We start from the raw sequence: 16,456 nt of genomic DNA, 5'->3' as shown, positions 1-16,456 counted from the left end.
AATCCTTTTGGGTAAAGTTTTGACCTACTTTTTTTCTAAATCAGATCTAAAATAGAGTAGTAATGAACGAATGAGCAAATTCATTCGCTTCGAATATAAAATAGGAGGTTACATTATGAATGAATCAATAAAAAATAGTCTGTTTGAAAAAATGAACGAGAAACAAGATCGCATGATTGACATACGTCGTTATTTACATGAGAACCCTGAATTATCTTTTCAAGAAGAAAAAACGGCAGCTTATATTGCAGATTTTTATAAAGATAAAGATTGTGACGTACGTACAAATGTAGGAGGACGTGGAATAGTTGTAACAATTGATTCAGGTAACCCTGGAAAAACAATTGCGATTCGTGCGGATTTTGATGCCTTGCCGATTAAAGAAGAATCTGATGTTCCTTTTCAATCAAAAAATCCGGGAGTGATGCATGCTTGTGGACATGATGGTCATACGGCATACATGTTGATTTTAGCAGAATCTTTAATAGAAATAAAAGAACAATTAAACGGGAAAATCGTTGTGCTGCATCAACATGCTGAAGAAATGCCGCCAGGTGGCGCGATTCAAATGATTGAAGATCACGCATTAGATGGTGTTGACAATGTTTTTGGGATTCATGTGATGTCTCAAATGGAATCAGGTAAACTATTTTACCGTCCTGAAAATATCCAAACTGGACGTGCGAATTTCCATGTTAAAATCCAAGGTGTCGGTGGACATGGTTCTTCTCCACACAAAGCAAATGATGCAATCGTAGCAGCAAGTTATTTTGTAGTAGCCGTGCAATCTATCGTGAGTCGTCGTTTGAATCCATTTGATGTTGGTTCAATTACCATTGGGAATTTTGATGGACGTGGATCATTTAACGTCATTAAAGATTCTGTTCAATTAGATGGCGATGTCCGTTCAATGTCTGAAGAAGTGCGTACAATAGTTGAAAAAGAAATTCGTGCTAAATTAGATGGTATTGCAGCCATGTTTGATGTTACGTATGAGTTGCAATATGAAAATGATTATCCTGTCTTATATAATGACCCAGATCTAACAGAAGAAACGATCAGTCATTTGAAACAAACAACAATTCCTGAGTTAAAAGGAATTGAAATGTGTGATGCACAACCCCCTTCAGAAGACTTTGCGTATTATGCAAAGGAACGTCCAAGTATGTTCTTTTATGTTGGTGCTGCTCCTGAAGAAGGCGAAGCTTATCCGCATCATCATCCTAAATTTAAAATTAGTGAATCAAGTTTAATCGTTGCAGCAAAAGCTATGGGTTCAATTGTAGTGGACTATCTAGTAAAAGGAGAATAGAAAGAAAATGGAAACAAGTTATAAAGGTTCAAATAGATTGATAGTTGGGATTGTTTTTGGGGTAATTACGTTCTGGTTGTTTGCTCAAACCATGTTAAATATCGTACCTGCTGTACAGGCTGATTTAGGCATTTCGTCAAGTCTTTTAAATGTAGCAATCAGCTTAACAGCCCTGTTTTCTGGGATGTTTATGGTAGGATCAGGAGCGATGGCCGATAAATTCGGTCGTGTGAAACTGACAAAGATTGGATTGCTTTTAAGCATTATCGGATCTTTGTGTTTGGTATTTGCAAATGGACCAGTATTGTTGATCATTGGTCGTATAATTCAAGGTTTTTCAGCCGCGACGATCATGCCGGCAACATTATCTCTTATGAAAACTTATTTTGATGGAGCAGAACGTCAGCGTGCTCTCAGCTATTGGTCTATTGGGTCCTGGGGTGGTTCAGGAATTTGTTCATTGTTTGGTGGAATGGTAGCTACTTACTTAGGTTGGAGATGGATTTTTATCTTCTCAATTATCTTTGCTATTCTTGGCTATCTATTAATCAATGGCACACCCGAAAGTAAAGTTGCTACGAAAGATAGCAAAAAATTCGACTTTGGTGGATTGTTTAGTTTTGTGATCATGATGTTAACATTTAATCTATATATTACAAATGGTTCTTCTATTGGTTGGTTTAGCCCAGTAGCAATTGCATTTATCGTGATATTTATTGTTTCAACTTTGATTCTTATTAAAATTGAAACAACCAATACAAATAGCTTAATCGATTTTTCATTGTTCAAAAATAGAGCATACAGCGGTGCAACATTATCAAATTTCTTGTTGAATGCATCTGCGGGTACTATGTTCGTTGCAAATACGTATGTTCAAATGGGTAGAGGGTATTCATCATTCCAATCAGGGTTATTAACCATTGGCTATCTAGTATGTGTATTGTCATCTATTCGCTTAGGTGAAAAAGCCTTACAAAAACACGGCGCTCGTAAACCAATGTTATTGGGCACAAGTCTTGCTGGTGTTGGAATTCTACTAATGTCTTTAACCTTTATACCTGGAGCTATCTATTCTGTTTTTGTATTTATAGGCTACGCTTTGTATGGTCTAGGACTTGGATTTTACGCAACACCTTCTACAGATACGGCAATATCTGCAGCCCCTGCGAATAAAGTCGGTGTAGCATCTGGAGTATACAAAATGGCGAGTTCTTTAGGTGGAGCTATTGGAGTAGCTATCTCATCTAGTGTCTATTCAGTATTATCAGCTAATAGCTCTTTCGAAATAGCTGGTATGACTGGATTATTGGTTAATGTATTGTTTGTGGCAATTGCTGTGATTTCTGTAGTGATTACAGCTCCACGTGAATCAGAAAATGCTTTACCAAGTACAATTTAAATTTTTAGCATGAAGAAAAGATCTGGAGAAGCTCACTTAAACGTGATTCTGTAGGTCTTTTTTTTGTACAAAAGAAAAACACAAAAGTGAATCCAAAATGATAAGGATTACATTTGTGTTTTTGATTAAAGAAACTATTTTTTAAAATTAAAGAGTTGCTTTTTTACGTTTTTCAGCTAGGATAGCTGTATTTTCAAGAACTTGTTTTTTACCTAATGGATAGATGAAGAACAGGCTTAGAGCAACCAGTAAGTAGGCAATTGCTGGGATACCAGTAGACACATTGTAAACTTTATCTAATACGTCAGGAGTTTGAATGGAAGCCGCTGAAACGTATCCAATAGCTGTTAATGCAAATCCGCCTAATCCACCAGCCAAAGCTTGACCAAGCTTACGAGCAAAAGAGTAGACCGCATAAATGGTTCCATCTTCACGTTTTCCGGTGCGAATTTCTTGATAATCAATAATATCTGCAATAAATGCCCAAATGATAATGGAGAAATAATTCATGCCTAAGTTACCTAAGGTTGCAACAGCAAGGAATAACCATACATTTGTTGTTCCCATGAAGAATAAAACCGCATACATTAATGCAGAACAGATAAGTGCGACAGTACCAGATTCTTTTTTACCAAATCTAGATGCAATTGTATTTGAGAATGGTGCAAGCACAAGTACGCCTAAAGCTCCTGCAACACCAGCGATTGATAACGCTTTAAAATTTTGGAAGTAGTCAGCGTATAGATATGCATTCATTGTGCCTACCAGTAATTGTGCTAGCAATAAGAAAATGGCAGCTACAATAATTCCAACTAATGCACGATTTGTTGTTAATCCTTTGATAATGGCTTTTACTTGTATGCTAAAAGATTCTTTTGGTTGATCACTAGTGTCGGGTAATTGAACACGTTCGATTGTAAAGTGATAACAAATTTGATACAGAATAAAAGCAATCACTCCGAAAGCTATGGCTAAGATAGTGAAACGTTCCCCAATAACAACTTGCGCGCCATTTGAATCTGTTGTGTAAACAAAGATAGGAACAATAAATGAGATAAAGATACTTGCAATACTTGCACCAACACTACGGAAGATTGAAAGAGAAGCTCGGTGATCTGGGTTATCGCTAATAACAGAGGCCATTGATCCATAAGGAATATTTATTGCAGTATAACAAATACTGCCCCAAAAGATGTAAGTAACAAAAATATAAATAATTTTCATATTCATGGGCCAATCTTGAACAACATTTAAAAATAGCAAAATTCCAGAAAGTACAGCAAACGGTGCAATACGCTTGATCCAAACTCTGAATCGACCATTCTTGGAAGGTTTTAACGTATCAATTAAACGTCCCATACCAATATCTGTGAAAGCGTCTACAAATCGAGCTGTTAAGAATAACATACCGACTACCGCTCCGCTTATGCCTAAAACTTTTGTATAAAAGAGCATTAAGAAGGAACTAGAAAAGATAAAAAACATATCATTTCCGATATCTCCGCACATATAGGCAATTTTATCAAGGAGACCAAATTCTCTTACTTCTACTGGTACTTTTTCTTTGCTTGCTTCAATCATTTTATTACCACCCTTTATGTTAATAATGAAAGTATAATACAGAATCCTGTAAAAAGAAAGCGTTTTTTGAAAGCGAATTCCATTAATTGAAATAAAGTATCGTATTGTGATACTAAAGGCCGGGTTTTATGTATCTTTTAATCCTCAATTATTCATGCTAAGATAGTGGTAGACTTACTTTTACTTTATTTTTTAGAGAGGATTATTTTTTTGTTTCTAAATAAAGACGAAATAAGGAAATTACTATATTACATAGATAAAGGCTCACTGTATAGCGTGAAATGAAAGCGTATTTAAAATTGTGTTTTTTATTAGTAAAAATACAGTAGAGGAACTTAGTTGGAAGATGAAGCTCTAAAAATGATAACAACTAAAAGCAGTTTAATAAGGGATAAAATAAATTTTGAATATGAGGAGATAGAGAGATGTCTGAAAAAGAACGAATGCTAGCAGAGAGATTGTACCTTGCACAAGGAGAAGAATTAAAAGCAATGCGACAAAAAGGACAACAATTAATTCGATTATTTAATGGTACTACTGAAGAGGAGAAACCATATCGTACGCAACTGTTAATGGATATTTTTGGTGATGTAGCAGAGGGCATCTATATTGAGCCGACTTTACGGGTTGATTATGGGCAAAACATTACTATTGGTAAAAATTTTTATGCAAACTTTGATTGCGTTATGATAGATGTTGCTCCAATCAAGATTGGAGATAATGTTATGTTTGGGCCGCGAGTATGCTTGTATACAGCAGGTCATCCGATTGACCCAACTGTACGCAACAGTGGATTGGAATTTGGGACGTCGATTACTATTGGAAATAATGTTTGGATTGGTGGAAGTGCAGTGGTGAATCCCGGTGTGATAATTGGAGATAATGTCGTTATTGGATCTGGATCTGTTGTAACGAAAGACATTCCATCGAATACGATAGCCGTTGGAAACCCTTGTCGGGTTATTCGAGACATTACCCAAGAAGACAAAGAATTCTGGGAAGGTAAACAAGCTGCTTACTGGACAGAAATCGCGAATGAACAAAATACCATAATTAAGGAAGAGGTTTCTAAATGAAAATTGCACATGTAGCATTGTGGACCAAAGATATTGAACGAATGCGCCAATTTTATGAAACTTATTTTAAAGCTCAATCAGGAGAACGTTATGAAAACACTAATCGAGGTTTTGCCAGTTACTTTTTAACTTTTTCTGAATCAGAAGTTCGATTAGAATTGATGCAACAACCCACTATTACACATCAACCAGAAGAAACACCATTAGGTTGGGCACATCTGGCTATTAGTGTGGGTAGTGAAGAAGCAGTCAATGCTTTAACCACGACTATTTCAGATGATGGGCATACGGTTATTGGTCAACCTCGTTGGACAGGAGACGGGTACTACGAAAGTGTTGTGGCCGATCCTGAAGGGAATTGGATAGAAATTACGATTTAAAACATATAGGAAAACGAGCTGGTACTTTTTTGAACACCAGTTCAACGTAACTAATAAAAAACAAAAAAGAGGTCAGGTGGTAATCTGACCTCTTTTTTGTATGAAGCATTTTATGGTTAGAGTTTAAAATAATGTTTCGGTGTTACACCAGTTACTTTTTTAAAAATAGTACAAAAATAATTCAGATTTTCAAAACCAACCTTTAATGCGACTTCAGTGATAGATAGTTGATTTTGTTTGATCAACTCTTTTGAATGATTGATTCGAAGATCTTGGATATAATGGGTAAGTGTTTGTCCGGTTTCTATTTTAAATCTTTTTGAAAGATACGTAGCATTTATGTTTAATTTTTTGCTGATAGTAGAGAGTGAGATTTTTTCAAAATAATGGAGTTGAATATGGGTGACAGCTTCTTTTATAACGGGACTGTATTTTTGAGAACGATCTGTTTCAACTAGTTGACAGTATTCAGAAATCATAACGGTTTGTATTTTTTCGAGTTCTGAGATAGTAGTCAAGTTTTCAATTAAAATAGCAATCTTATTAGATAACAAATGAATATAAATTGGGCTGATTCCTACTTTTTCAACGGTTATGCGTAGTGACGTATTTAGTGAAAATCCAAGATTTTTATACGTTCGCAATGGATTTCCTGGTATTCTATAGGTTAAATCAATTTTAAAAAATTCTAAAAATCTTAATGCTTCATCACGGTCGCCTTTTTCGACAGCATGTAAAATTTGCTTTTCAATACGGTAGATTTTTTCAACTTCAGAATACGTATTTTCATTAACCGCTAAAGAATGTTGAATTAAGTTAAGGTCACCTATATCGGATGAAATCAGATTAGGTTGTAGAATTTTTTTTGGAATAAGATTGGTCAGTAAATAACTAATAGACTGCAAACGGTTCTGGTCAAGAATGATTATGCCTTCAAAGTATTGTTTTAAATTAAATAAAGAATCATCTGAAACTGAAAATTGAGACGTCAATTGTTCTAAATAGTTACGGTTTAAACTATCTGAAATGAAAGGTCCAATCACAATAGTTCCTTTATATAAATGGTCTTGCCACATACCTTTTCCTAAATAATGAAGTTGTAGTGTTTCATCTTTATAGTAGCAAACATCATTTTTTTCTTGCTGAATTAAAATATTTTCAATTGAAAATAATGATTGTTCAATGTATTCTTCTAAAAAATTAGGCATATAGGTGTTTGTTAACCGTTTTCTTTTTGTATGGGAGACATTAAAATATTCGGTATCAATTTGAATGATATTGTGTATTAATTGACAAATATCAGGTATGGAAAATTCCTTTTCTCGATTCATGTTGTTCTCCTTATAAAAAATAATTTAACACTAAGATATAATTATAGAGTAAAAACAAAAATATTGAAAGTATGTTGATAGCGGTTTCTATAAGATGAAAGGGTAAACAAAATAAAAATTGAATTGTTAGGAGATTGTTATGGGGAAATTAGTAGATTTAAAAGCAAAACCGTATAATTTAAACGAGGAACAAATCAAATGGGTAAATGATACTATCGGAACTATGACGGATGAAGAAAAAGTGGGACAATTATTTACAAACTTATTCTTCTTTGGAAAAGACCAATTCAGTGGTAACGATTTAACAAATAAAGATATTTTAGAAAAATACCACATTGGGGCTGCTCGTTACCAAGGTGGAACAGCTAAAGAAGTTCAAGAATTGATTAACTCTTTACAAAAAGACTCGAAAATTCCTTTATTAGTAGCTGCTAACTGTGATGCAGGTGGTAATGGTGCTGCTAAAGCTGGTACGTACATTGCTTCTGGAGCACAAGTAGAAGCTTCTGGGGATACAACTGTTGGATACAATGCCGGATACGTTTCTGGACGTGAAGAAGTTGCAATGGGAATCAATGTAAACTTTGACCCATGTGTGGACATTTTGCAAAACTGGAGAAACACGATTGTTAATACACGTGCTTACGGTACAAACGCTGACAATGTTATCAAATACACAAATGCTTACCTTGAAGGTTTAGATCAAAGTGAAGTGATCAAATGTATTAAACACTGGCCTGGTGACGGTACTGAAGAACGTGACCAACATTTAGTATTAGGTGTGAACGAATTATCCGTAGACGAATGGGAAGATTCATTTGGCCGCGTTTACCATAACCACATCGACAACGGTGTTGAAATGATTATGGCTGGACACATTGCTTTACCAGAATACCAAAAAGCTTTGAACCCTGAACTACAAGACAAAGATATTTTACCAGCAACATTAGCACCTGAATTAATCCAAGACTTATTGAAAACTAAGTTTGGTTTCAATGGTTTAGTTATTACAGATGCTACTCATATGTTAGGTATGACAGCTTCTATGCGTCGTGAAGAATACGTTCCTCTATCGATTGCTGCTGGATGTGACATGTTCTTATTCTTCAATGACATTGATGAAGACTTTGGTTTCATGCTAAAAGGCTACCAAAACGGAATCATCACTGAAGAACGTATGAAAGATGCTTTACAACGTATTTTAGGATTGAAAGCTAAACTAAACTTACACAAAAAACAAGCAGACGGTACTTTATTCCAAGACGAATCTGCTCTAGAAGTTGTTGGTTGTGAAGAGCATTTACAAATGCGTGCTGATGCAGCTGATAAAGGGATCACTTTAGTGAAAGATACTCAAAACAACTTACCAATCAGTCCAGAAACACATAAACGCATTCGTCTATACATGCTTGAAGGTGAAAAAGGCGGAATTTACGAAGCTGGATCTGACGTAGCTCAATCCATCATAGATGAATTGACTTCTCGTGGTTATGAAGTAACCTTAAATGACGGATCTACTCGTATCAAAGGTAAAACGGTAGAGTACCGTGAAAATGTTGACTTGGCATTAGAAGTTGCTGATATTATGGGTTACAGTGCACAAAACAACTACCGTATCCAATGGAGTACAGCAATGTCTAATGAAGTTCCTTGGTTTGTGTACGAAGTGCCGACTGTATTCGTATCATTAAACTTCACGACTCATTTACATGATGCAACAATGGTGAAAACATTTATCAATGCTTACAATGATAACGAAGAAATTATCAAACAAGTGATTGACAAGCTAGAAGGCAAATCAGAATTTAAAGGAACTCCAAACGAACTTGTTTGGGCAAACAAATGGCAAGCTAAGTTATAAGATAGAAATAAAGGAAAAAGGACATTACCTCATTTTAAAATGAGGTAATGTCCTTTTAAATTTTAGGTATAAATCTAATTTCTCGAATGAAATAAAAAAATCGATGAATTAAACTAATAACAAACCATCTAAATCGACTATTTGAATTTGTTTATGTGTCAATTGCTTGATATAACCTCGGTCTTCTAGCTCGTTAAATTTACGGCTGATCGTTTCAGGTGTGGTTCCTAAATAAGAAGCCAAGTCTTTTTTGCTCATGGGTAAAGTGAGTTCATCTGTTCCAACTGTTTCTTTATCGAGATAATCCACTAAAAATAAGGCAATACGTGTATCAACTTTTTCTGTTGCAAAGCGAGAAGACTGCTTCTCAGAAGCTTCAAGACGATGTGAAAATTCAGCCAAAATTCTTAAAGAGATGGAAGGATATTTCACTAAGAATTCTTGTAAATCTAAACGGTTAATCATACATATTTTTGTATCCACCATTGCTTCTGCATAAGCCTCATGTGTGGATTCAGAAAATAAGGCCATCTCTCCAGTAAAATCTCCGGGATTCAAAATCCGAACTAATTGTTCTTTCCCAGATTCCGATAATCTGTATATCCGAACTTTTCCTTTGTTAATAATATAAAGAGCATTAGACTCGTCTCCAGCATGATAAATAAGTTCATGTTTCTTATATGAAACTGAATGAGTGGTTGCCATGATTTCATCTAACTGTTCATCTTCTAAATGATTAAAAATCGGGACTAAGGAAACGCAAGCTTTATGTGATTCAACGGAATGATTATGGTGCATAGTGTCTTTATTCATTATAGTCCCTCCATTAACATAATTTTTAAGCCTATTCGATAATTCAAGTATAACAATCTTTGCTGCATTCTTCGAGTTAAGATTGTTTTTTTACACTTTTACCGCTGCTCCAGTTAGCTCAACTGATTTTGTAGGCTTAAGGTTAAATCGAATCAGACGCATAGCATTTAAGATAACCACTAGCACACTAGCTTCATGTATGAACATTCCAGATGCCAAATGAACATTTCCCATTAAGACGCCACCTAATAAAAGGGCTACGACACTAACTGCAATCAAGATATTCTGTTTCATATTACGGGTGGTTGCTTTAGCTAAAGAATAGGCATGAGAAAATTGCATCAACTGATCTGCCATTAAGACAACATCAGCTGTTTCCATTGAGATATCCGTTCCGCCTTTACCCATTGCTAGGCCAATATCAGCTGTTGCAATAGCGGGAGCATCATTGACGCCGTCTCCAGCCATAGCAACAATATGACCAGAACTTTTTAATTGTTTTACATAGTCTACTTTATTTTCTGGCAACAATTCAGCATGAAACTCATCCAACCCCAACTCAGTTGCTACAGCTTCAGCCGTGTGTTTGTTGTCGCCCGTCAACATGACAATTTTTTTTATTCCATTTTCTCTCATTTGTGTTAAAGCTATTTTGGCATCGTCGCGGATTTGATCAGCAATAGAGATGATACCAGATATTTTCCCATCAATTGCAATGAAAATGGCAGAGTTACCTGCTTTTTCGCGAACCACTGCGTACTGATCAACAGTAGCTTCTAGTGAGATATTTTCGGCCTTCATTAATTTTCGGTTTCCAGCAATTATGTTGTGGTTGTTTACGATAGCTTTGATTCCATTTCCTTTGATTGCTTCTCCATCCCTTAATTCTATAGTAGAAAGATCCAGCTTACGGGTTTGGGCTGCTTTCACAATCGTTTGTCCTAAATGGTGCTCAGAAATTGTTTCTGCTTTAGCCACGAGTTCCAATAAAGTATCTTGATTGATGTTGCTAAAGGTATGAATATCGGTAACTTCAGGTTTTCCTTTGGTCAAAGTACCTGTTTTATCAAAGACTATGGTATCTACTTTAGAGAATGTATCCATTATTTCTCCACCCTTTATCAGTACACCTTTTTTGGCGCCATTTCCGATACCAGCAACATTTGAAACAGGCGCTCCAATCACTAAAGCACCAGGACAGGCAATGACTAGGAAAGTGATGGCCAAATGAAGATCTCTGGTAAAGAGGTAGACAACGATTGATAAAATGACGACAGACGGCGTATAGATATTGGCAAATTTATCTAAAAATTTTTCTGCTTTTGATTTGGATTCTTGTGCTTCTTCGACAAGTTCAATGATTTTAGCAAAGGTCGTATCGTTTCCGACTCTTTGAGCAATCATTTCAATGTAACCATTGTCCAAGATTGTTCCACTGAAAACGAGATCATCAATTGCTTTTGATGCCGGAACAGATTCACCGGTGATAGCTGATTCATTAATTGAAGCCTTACCATAGACAATTTTACCGTCAACTGGAATTTTACCGCCTGGGTGAACGAGGACACGATTGCCTTCTTTAACATCTTCAACGGGAACGGTTTCTGTTTGGCCATCTGCACGCAATAAAGTTGCTTCTTGAGGAGCTAGGTCAACCAGTTCTCTTAATGATGAGCGTGTTTTTTCTAAAGTTCTCATTTCTAAGTAATCGCCGAATAAAAATAAAAAGGTTACAATAGAAGATTCCGTGTACTCACCAATATATAAGGCACCAAGAACGGCGATACTAACGAGCAGATCAATACTGAATGCTTTCATCCGCAAAGCTTGAAGGGCTTTAATGAAAATAGGTATACTGGCAATAATGGTTGCAATAATCAGGGCAATATCCTGTAGGTTTTTAGTTCCCATGAAACCTGAAATAAAGCCGATAGCGATTAAACTACCTGATAAAATAATGATGTGATTTTTATGATGATTGATATGAGTAATCATTTTTTTCCTCCTTATTTTTACGCAGTTATTTTTGAATAAATGGGATGACCTGTTTGTAGAATGGTTTCTTCAACTTTAGAGAGTGATAATTTTTTGCTGTCGAATGAGATAAGTATTTTTCCAAGTTGTGGAAAGACTTTGACAAAGTCGATTCCTTTTAATGTATTGACTTGATTGGCTATTTTTTGTGCACAACCGGCACATTCAAGTGGCTCAATTTGAAATAGGACTTTTGACATAAGGAACGCTCCTTTCGTTTGGTGGTTTCTTCATAAATTTATCTTACTTCATATCTAACAGTTAAAAATTGACTGTGATCAAGATTAATTGAGTTGTTTCATTCTATTCGCTCTCTTTTGTAGAAGTTGTCGCAAATGTAAAAAGTATTTTTATCAAAAAAAAATAATTCTACTTTTAAAAAGTAGAATTATTTATCATACTAGGTTTTATTAAGAGAGTATAGAAGATAAAACTGGATAACCTAGTTTTTGAATGGTTTCTTGAATCTTTCCAGCTTCGATTTTTGATTCATCGAATTGTGTTTTTACTTTACTGGAGTTGAACATCACCTTAACGGATTCAATTCCTTCCGTTTTAGTTAAAGTTGTTTCGATTTTTTTGATACAAGATGGACATGATAACGGTTCTAATTGATATATAGCCTTTTTCATAATTGCATTCCTCCTATCTGTTAATGACTTTAGTATAATGAGTAGAGGGGATTAAAAAATTGATCTTTATCAATCTTTTATAGGTATCAAAAAATAGAACCCTTCCTGATTATGAGGAGGATTCTATCTTTATACAATAGATACCAATTATGGGGAATCTAATAGTTTATACTTTCCATAGGACATTTCTTTAATGATTTTTTCTTTTTCTAATCGAGCTAATTCACGACTTAATGATTCGGAAGTGGTTCCTAGATAAGAAGCTAAATCCTTTTTAGCCATCTTTAGTTCAACAATGGGTTCTCTTTCAATAGAGTCAGCTAAACTAATCAAAAAGTGTAACAAACGGTCTCGTACTGTCTCAGTAGTAGCCCAAGTTGTTTGTTGCTCAGAAGTTCCCAATCTGTTAGCAATAGTCGCCAACATTTCAATAGACATAGTTGGGTATTGAAGGAGTAACTCACGAAACTCTATATGTGTGATAGCGCATATTGAACAATCTGTTAGCGCTTCCGCAAAAGCTTCATAAACTCCCTTCTTGAATAAAGCTAATTCACCAGTGAACTCACCTTTAGTTACCATTCGGATTAATTGTTCTTTTCCGGTATCTGATAATCGATAGACACGTATTTTGCCGCTTTGCAATACATAAAGAGAATCAGCAGTTTCACCAGGTCGGTAAATCGTTTCTCCTTTAGAGTAGTGTTTGTGATGGATCAATGAATGAATTTGTTCTTTTTGTTCGGTTGTTAGGGATTGAAATAAGGGGACGGTAGATATACAACACTGTGCTGTTTTTTCACAATGATAAGCATGGTGGTAAGATGTTGAATAAATTTTTTTCATCCTGTATTCTCCTCTATAATTCCTCACAATACTAGCCAAGTTTACCAGTTTTCTAGACTTTAGAAAAGAAAATGTTTTTTATAATTTTGCTTGTACTTGATTTAAATCAACTCTATCGAAAAAAAAATAGGCTATAGTTAATTTGTTAGACGATTTGAATTTATTCTTGTGCATATATGAACAAAGGAGTGTAAATGATGAGTATAAAATTGACCCAGCCGCAAGTGATGTTACACCAGATGGTAACAGATTTTGCTGATAGAGAAGTAAAACCATTGGATATGTTGATTGATAAACAAAGGGATTTTCCTAAGGAGTTATGGAATAATATTGTGAATACTGGATTTTTAGGGTTAACTTTACCAGAAGAATATGGTGGAGCAGGATTTGATGTTATTGCTAGTTCTCAAACCATCTATGATTTTGCTGTTCGAAATGCCAGTGTTGCCTTTACCTTAGAAGGACACTACAAAACAATTGACCAAGTATTGAAATATGCAACAACTGAGTTGAAAGAAAAATATCTACCGCAAGCAACTCATCGTATTTTTGGGTTTTCCTCAACAGAACCACAAGGTGGATCTAATGTAATGGGACATACAGCCAAAGCAGTTAAAGAGGGAGATAAGTGGATTTTAAATGGCAACAAAACCATGATTACAAATGGTGGATTAGCTGAAGTCTATTGTGTACTTTTAAAAACATCTCCAACAGAATTATCTTGTTTCCTTGTTGATGAAGATATGCCTGGCTTTAAACACGGTAAGCGTGAAGAGTTCATTGGGATGAATGGCACACCAGTAGGAGAAATTTTCTTGGAAAACGTTGTTGTCGGTGAAGAACACTTATTAGGAACTATAGGACAAGGTGTTGAAATTGGGGATAACGCTCACTATGACGCACGTATTTTAATGGGTGCGATTGCTGCAGGTATTACTCAACATGCCTTAACGATTGCGGTTGATTACGCAAAAAAACGTGAAGCAATCGATACTCCTATTATCCAATTACATTCTATTCAAACAAAAATTACAGAAATTGCCATTGCGAAAGAAAATACACAATTGCTTTACCAAGAAGCTGCTAAGTTAAAACTTGAGGGTAAATCTTATGCTAAAGTCGCTACTATGGCAAAATCATATGGTAGCCGTGCTTCGGTTATTGCTGCTGATCATGCCTTACAAGTGTTAGGTGGATATGGTTATAGTAGAGAGTATCCTGTGGAGCATTTAATCCGTGATGCTCGTGCATTACAAATTGCAGAAGGATCATTAGAAAAAATGATGATTGAAATAGCTAAAGAAGTTGTAAACGAGGGAGGGGAATGAGTTCAATGAGCTTGAAAATTGTAGTATGTATTAAACAAGTACCGGTTTCAAATAACTTGAAAATTGATCCAGTTACTAAAAATCTCATTCGCTCTGGGGAACCAGGCATGATGAATCCTTATGATAAGAATGCCATTGAAGCAGCTCTACGTTTGAAAGATGAGTGGGGTGGAGAAGTTATTCTATTATCTATGGGACCTCCAGATTTTGAGATGACGTTACGACAAGGTCTTGCTATGGGTTGTGATGATGCTGTACTTTTAAGTTCTCGTCAATTTGGTGGAGCAGACACTTTAGCAACTGGATATGTGCTCTCACAAGCTATCAAAGAATTAGGTGAGGTAGATTTAGTATTATTTGGTCGACAGTCAGTGGATGCAGATACCAGTCAAGTTGGTCCCATTGTATCTGAATTTTTAGATTGGCCACAAATTACATTTGTAAGTGAACTTCATAGCCATTCTAATAAAGCTATGACTGCAACCCGATTATTAGAGAATATGCAGCAAAAAATTGAATTCCAATTGCCAGCGGTGGTAACAGTGCGTAGTGAAATGAACGAACCACGCTATCCGACACCTCGTAATATTCAACAAAGTTACAAAAAAGACATTCGTATTTGGGATGAAAATAGTTTACCTGTTGATCCTGATAGAATTGGTTTGAAAGGTTCACCTACAGTCGTACGTAGTGTATGGGCACCCGAAAAAGAAGCGAAAGCCACAAAGGTTCTTAAAGGAACAGCTGATGAAGCAGTTCGTGAATTATTAATACAATTAAGAGCCACTAATTTACTCTAAGAGAGGTGAGGAAAAAAATGACTAGCCAAGAAATTTGGATATACGCAGAGAAACATATAGGAATTATTCAACCGGTTACGTACCAATTGATAACCAAAGCAAAAGAAATTGCTGGTGATAAAAAAGTTGTTGTAATCCTATTTGAAGCCACAGACAAAAATTTAGAAGAGAATATTAAAGAGTATGGTCCTGATGAAATTGTTGTAGTAAAGGATGATCGTTTGAAAGACGCCACTGATTCTGAGATTGCCAGTTTAATGGCAGAATTGGCAACTCGTCGCCAACCCAATAGCATCCTTTTTGGTGCAACAGTTGTTGGTCGCTCAATTGCACCACGTCTGCAGGCAAAACTTAATACAGGACTGACATCTGATTGTTTAAATTTAGCATTTGATAATGATTTGTTAGTTCAAACTAAACCGTCTTATGGGGATAATATTATGTGTGAGATCATTTGCCCAAACCATCGTCCGCAAATGGCTTCTGTACGACCAAATACTTTTGAAGCTACAAAAACAAACAGCGGATCAGTAATAGTGACCGAAGTGAACGATTTGGTCTTTAAAGAAGCCAAACGTGTGAAAATTATAGATGAAACTCCATTGCTATCTAAAAGTGATAGTATTGCCAATGCTGATCGAGTCATCGCGTTGGGACGAGGCGCTGTAGATGACAAGACAATTATTCTGGCAGAAGAGCTTGCTCGTAAACTAGGAGCAAAAATTGGAGTAACTCGTCCGTTGACAGACCATCCTAAGTTTAATGGAGAGGATCAAATTGGACAATCCGGCAATACTATTGCACCTAAATTGTTGATTAATCTAGGTATCCATGGAGCAGTTCAGTATACAACTGGAATTGAAAATGCAGAACTAGTGATTTCTATTGACAAAGATCCAGAAGCCCCTATTTTTAAACACTCTGACTATAGTTATATTGGAGATTCGGCTGATTTCTTAGAAGGATTCTTAAAAGTTGTTCAATAGGTCTATACTCTAGAGAAAAAGAATTCAAATAAAAAGAAATAATTTTATAAGAGCGAGAAGAGTAGCATCTAATTTTC

The 16,456-nt window shown here is 35.6% G+C and carries 15 protein-coding genes; 8 read left to right on the top strand and 7 right to left on the bottom strand.

Annotated elements, in window-relative coordinates:
* Positions 1–112 precede the first annotated feature (112 nt).
* Both CAR_RS10540 and CAR_RS10535 read left to right on the top strand, forming a co-directional pair.
* Positions 113–1,312, top strand: a complete 1,200-nt coding sequence (locus tag CAR_RS10540) for an amidohydrolase (RefSeq protein ID WP_202945015.1) — start codon at positions 113–115, stop codon at positions 1,310–1,312.
* A 7-nt stretch (positions 1,313–1,319) separates the two neighbouring features.
* Positions 1,320–2,711 carry an MFS transporter gene (locus CAR_RS10535; RefSeq protein WP_013711719.1) on the top strand — a complete coding sequence of 464 codons (1,392 nt, stop codon included), beginning with the start codon at positions 1,320–1,322 and terminating at the stop codon, positions 2,709–2,711.
* 147 nt (positions 2,712–2,858) lie between these two features.
* On the opposite strand, the gene CAR_RS10530 is transcribed toward CAR_RS10535, so the two are convergent.
* The gene (locus CAR_RS10530; protein ID WP_013711718.1) at positions 2,859–4,292 is read right to left on the bottom strand and encodes an MFS transporter; all 1,434 of its coding nucleotides are present in this window, start codon (positions 4,290–4,292) and stop codon (positions 2,859–2,861) included.
* Between the two features lie 425 nt (positions 4,293–4,717).
* On the opposite strand from CAR_RS10530, the gene CAR_RS10525 reads away from it, so the two are divergent.
* Positions 4,718–5,368 carry a sugar O-acetyltransferase gene (locus CAR_RS10525; RefSeq protein WP_013711717.1) on the top strand — a complete coding sequence of 217 codons (651 nt, stop codon included), beginning with the start codon at positions 4,718–4,720 and terminating at the stop codon, positions 5,366–5,368.
* Complete coding sequence (locus tag CAR_RS10520) at positions 5,365–5,748, top strand: VOC family protein (RefSeq protein ID WP_013711716.1); 384 nt, start codon at positions 5,365–5,367, stop codon at positions 5,746–5,748. Before CAR_RS10525 ends, CAR_RS10520 begins: the two co-directional genes overlap by 4 nt.
* A 116-nt stretch (positions 5,749–5,864) precedes the next feature.
* Here CAR_RS10520 and CAR_RS10515 read toward each other — a convergent pair whose 3' ends face one another.
* Complete coding sequence (locus tag CAR_RS10515; RefSeq protein WP_013711715.1) at positions 5,865–7,079, bottom strand: AraC family transcriptional regulator; 1,215 nt, start codon at positions 7,077–7,079, stop codon at positions 5,865–5,867.
* Positions 7,080–7,218: 139 nt separating this feature from the next.
* Between CAR_RS10515 and CAR_RS10510 the strand changes: the two genes are divergently transcribed.
* Positions 7,219–8,940, top strand: coding sequence for a glycoside hydrolase family 3 protein (locus CAR_RS10510; RefSeq protein ID WP_013711714.1), 1,722 nt, complete (start codon positions 7,219–7,221; stop codon positions 8,938–8,940).
* A gap of 108 nt (positions 8,941–9,048) precedes the next feature.
* Here the strand turns inward: CAR_RS10510 and CAR_RS10505 are convergent, their stop codons facing one another.
* The 5 genes from CAR_RS10505 to CAR_RS10485 form a co-directional block, all read right to left on the bottom strand.
* On the bottom strand, positions 9,049–9,753 hold the full coding sequence (locus tag CAR_RS10505) for a Crp/Fnr family transcriptional regulator (protein ID WP_013711713.1): 705 nt from the start codon (positions 9,751–9,753) through the stop codon (positions 9,049–9,051).
* 90 nt (positions 9,754–9,843) lie between these two features.
* Positions 9,844–11,748 (bottom strand): heavy metal translocating P-type ATPase, encoded by a 1,905-nt coding sequence (locus CAR_RS10500; RefSeq protein WP_013711712.1) that lies wholly within the window; start codon positions 11,746–11,748, stop codon positions 9,844–9,846.
* A gap of 17 nt (positions 11,749–11,765) precedes the next feature.
* Positions 11,766–11,987 carry a heavy-metal-associated domain-containing protein gene (locus CAR_RS10495; RefSeq protein ID WP_013711711.1) on the bottom strand — a complete coding sequence of 74 codons (222 nt, stop codon included), beginning with the start codon at positions 11,985–11,987 and terminating at the stop codon, positions 11,766–11,768.
* 210 nt (positions 11,988–12,197) lie between these two features.
* Complete coding sequence (locus CAR_RS10490) at positions 12,198–12,419, bottom strand: heavy-metal-associated domain-containing protein (protein ID WP_013711710.1); 222 nt, start codon at positions 12,417–12,419, stop codon at positions 12,198–12,200.
* A gap of 147 nt (positions 12,420–12,566) precedes the next feature.
* The gene (locus tag CAR_RS10485; protein ID WP_013711709.1) at positions 12,567–13,265 is read right to left on the bottom strand and encodes a Crp/Fnr family transcriptional regulator; all 699 of its coding nucleotides are present in this window, start codon (positions 13,263–13,265) and stop codon (positions 12,567–12,569) included.
* A gap of 197 nt (positions 13,266–13,462) precedes the next feature.
* Between CAR_RS10485 and CAR_RS10480 the strand changes: the two genes are divergently transcribed.
* Genes CAR_RS10480 through CAR_RS10470 form a run of 3 tightly spaced genes read left to right on the top strand, consistent with a single transcriptional unit; the run spans position 13,463 to position 16,379 of the window.
* A complete protein-coding gene (locus tag CAR_RS10480) occupies positions 13,463–14,593 on the top strand; it encodes an acyl-CoA dehydrogenase family protein (RefSeq protein ID WP_041556613.1) in 1,131 nt (376 codons plus the stop codon).
* An 11-nt stretch (positions 14,594–14,604) separates the two neighbouring features.
* Entirely contained in the window at positions 14,605–15,393 is a 789-nt protein-coding gene (locus tag CAR_RS10475) for an electron transfer flavoprotein subunit beta/FixA family protein (RefSeq protein ID WP_041556977.1), read from the top strand.
* Between the two features lie 17 nt (positions 15,394–15,410).
* Positions 15,411–16,379 (top strand): electron transfer flavoprotein subunit alpha/FixB family protein, encoded by a 969-nt coding sequence (locus CAR_RS10470; protein WP_013711706.1) that lies wholly within the window; start codon positions 15,411–15,413, stop codon positions 16,377–16,379.
* The last annotated feature ends 77 nt before the right edge of the window (positions 16,380–16,456 follow it).

This window comes from Carnobacterium sp. 17-4 (assembly GCF_000195575.1).
GTDB lineage: Bacteria > Bacillota > Bacilli > Lactobacillales > Carnobacteriaceae > Carnobacterium_B.
This window is presented reverse-complemented; position numbering and strand designations above follow the sequence as displayed.